This is a genomic window from Brenneria sp. hezel4-2-4, from assembly GCF_013155275.1.
In the GTDB taxonomy this organism is placed as follows: domain Bacteria; phylum Pseudomonadota; class Gammaproteobacteria; order Enterobacterales; family Enterobacteriaceae; genus Brenneria.
Genome location: NZ_JABJXS010000025.1, coordinates 1 through 3,509, shown reverse-complemented (window position 1 = coordinate 3,509; position 3,509 = coordinate 1). Strand labels below are relative to the sequence as shown.

Here is a 3,509-nt window from a genome sequence, read left to right as displayed (position 1 = left end):
TGGCCGGACTCGGCGGCATTGACCACATTATCGGCAGTGATGGCATCAATAGTGATCGACGCATCTGGCGCAACGATATCAACCGTGTAACCGCGGCTGGCATCCGCCGTGGTGGTATTGCCCGCCGCATCAGAGGTGGTGACGCTAGCCGTAACCGCCGTATTCCCTGCCAGCACACTGCCGGGCACATTCACACTCCAGGTTACGCCATCGGCATTCACCGTGGTCTGATAAGTCTCGCTGCCGACAGTCACCGTGATCGCATCACCGGCCCGCACCTGATCGCCCACCTGGCCGGTGACGCTGATGGTTTGGCCGGACTCGGCGGCATTCACTACGTTGTCAGCCGTAATCGTATCAATAGTAATCGAGGCATCCGGGGCTACCGTATCAACGGTGTAGGGACGCTCTGCGTTCGCGGTAGTGGTATTGCCCGCCGCATCTGCGGTCGTCACCGTGGCGGTAACCGCCGTATTCCCCGCCAGTACGCTGCCGGGGATATTCACACTCCAGCTCGTCCCATCGGAATTGACCGTCGTCTGATAAGTCTCACTACCCACCGTGACGGTCACCGCATCACCGGCCTGGACATTATCACCAACCTGCCCCGTCACATTAATAGACTGGTTAGATTCGGCGGCATTGACTACGTTATCCGCCGTAATCGTATCAATACTGATCGACGCATCCGGGGCAATGGTGTCGACATCATAAGGACGGTTAGCCTCTGCCATGGTGGTATTACCCGCCGCATCAGAGGTGGTGACGCTAGCCGTAACCGCCGTATTCCCTGCTAGCACGCTACCGGGCACACTCACGCTCCAGGTCACGCCATCGGCATTAACGGTGGTCTGATAAGTCTCACTACCTACGGTGACGGTCACCGCATCGCCCGCCTGCACCTGATCGCCAACCTGACCGGTCACATTGATGGTCTGGTTAGACTCAGCGGCATTGACCACATTATCCGCCGTAATCGTGTCGATGGTAATCGAGGCATCCGGCGCAATCGTGTCAACGGTGTAGGGACGCTCTGCGTTCGCGGTAGTGGTATTGCCCGCCGTATCTGCGGTGGTTACCGTAGCATTAACGGCGGTATTTCCCGCCAGCACGCTACCGGGAACACTCACGCTCCAGGTCACGCCATCGGCATTCACCGTGGTCTGATAGGTCTCGCTGCCCACCGTGACGGTCACCACATCACCGGCCTGGACATTATCGCCCACCTGACCGGTCACATTGATAGACTGGTTGGACTCGGCCGCATTCACCACATTATCGGCGGTGATGGTATCAATGGTAATTGAGGCATCCGGGGCAATCGTGTCGACATCATAAGGACGGTTAGCCTCTGCCGTGGTGGTGTTACCCGCCGCATCCGCGGTCGTCACCGTGGCATTAATTGCTGTATTGGCAGCTAATACGCTACCGGGAACACTCACGCTCCAGCTTGCCCCATCGGCATTGACCGTCGTCTGGTAAGACTCGCTACCGACGGTGACGGTCACTACATCACCCGCCCGTACCTGATCACCCACCTGACCGCTCACGCTGATGGTCTGGTTGGACTCGGCCGCATTCACCACATTATCGGCGGTGATGGTATCGATGGTAATCGAGGCATCCGGCGCCACCGTATCAACCGTGTAACCGCGGCTGGCATCTGCCGTGGTGATATTCCCCGCCGCATCTGCGGTCGTCACACTCGCCGTAACCGCCGTATTCCCCGCCAGCACGCTGCCGGGGATATTGACACTCCAGGTGCTGCCATCAGCATTCACCGTGGTCTGGTAGGTCTCGCTGCCCACGGTGACGGTCACTGCATCACCTGCCCGCACCTGATCGCCAACCTGACCGGTCACGCTAATGGTCTGACCGGACTCGTCCGCATTCACCACATTATCGGCGGTGATGGTATCAATGGTAATTGAGGCATCCGGGGCAATCGTGTCGACATCGTAAGGACGGTTAGCCTCTGCCGTGGTGGTATTGCCCGCGGCATCAGATGTAGTGACACTCGCCGTAACCGCCGTATTCCCTGCCAGTACGCTACCGGGAACACTCACGCTCCAGGTCACGCCATCGGCATTCACCGTGGTTTGGTAAGTCTCACTGCCCACCGTGACGGTCACCGCATCACCGGCCCGCACCTGATCGCCAACCTGACCGGTCACGCTGATAGTCTGACCGGACTCGTCCGCATTCACCACATTATCGGCGGTGATGGCATCAATGGTAATCGAGGCATCCGGCGCCACCGTATCAACGGTGTAACCGCGACTGGCATCCGCCGTAGCGATATTCCCCGCCGCATCCGCGGTGGTTACCGTGGCATTAACTGAGGTATTTCCCGCCAGTACGCTGCCGGGAATATTCACGCTCCAGCTCGTCCCATCGGCATTCACCGTGGTCTGATAGGTCTCGCTGCCCACCGTGACGGTCACCACATCACCGGCCTGGACATTATCGCCAACCTGACCGGTCACATTGATAGACTGGTTGGACTCGGCCGCATTCACCACATTATCGGCAGTGATGGTGTCGATAGTTATCGACGCATCCGGGGCCACCGTGTCGACATCATAGGTACGGTTAGCCTCTGCGATGGTGGTATTCCCCGCCGCATCAGATGTGGTGACACTAGCCGTAACCGCCGTATTCCCAGCCAGCACGCTGCCGGGGATATTCACACTCCAGGTGCTGCCATCGGCATTCACCGTGGTCTGATAGGCCTCGCTACCCACCTTGACGGTCACCACATCACCGGCCTGGACATTATCGCCAACCTGACCCGTCACATTGATAGACTGGTTAGACTCAGCGGCATTGACCACATTATCCGCCGTAATCGTATCGATGGTAATCGAGGCGTCCGGGGCAATGGTGTCGACATCATAAGGACGGTTAGCATCCGCCGTGGTGGTATTGCCCGCGGCATCCGCGGTCGTCACCGAGGCATTAATTGCTGTATTGGCAGCTAATACACTGCCGGGGATATTCACGCTCCAGGTCACGCCATCGGCATTCACCGTGGTCTGATAGGTCTCGCTACCCACCGTGACGGTCACCGCATCACCGGCCTGGACATTATCGCCCACCTGACCGGTGACATTGATAGTCTGATTAGACTCGGCCGCATTCACCACATTATCGGCGGTGATGGTATCAATACTGATCGAGGCATCCGGCGCCACCGTATCAACCGTATAACCGCGACTGGCATCCGCCGTAGCGATATTCCCCGCCGCATCCGCGGTGGTTACCGTGGCATTAACGGCGGTATTTCCCGCCAGCACGCTACCGGGCACACTCACACTCCAGCTCGTCCCATCGGCATTGACCGTAGTCTGATAAGTCTCACTACCCACCGTGACAGTCACCGCATCACCGGCCTGCACCTGATCGCCAACCTGACCGGTCACATTAATGGTCTGGTTGGACTCGGCCGCATTCACCACATTATCCGCCGTAATCGTATCAATGGTAATCAAGGCATCCGGCGCAACCGT

Annotated in this window: 1 protein-coding gene; it reads right to left on the bottom strand. The window is 58.4% G+C overall.

Annotation, left to right across the window (positions count from 1 at the left end):
- Window positions 1–3,509: S-layer family protein (locus HOY33_RS20410; RefSeq protein WP_172291848.1), on the bottom strand; the 3,509-nt coding region annotated here is incomplete at both ends.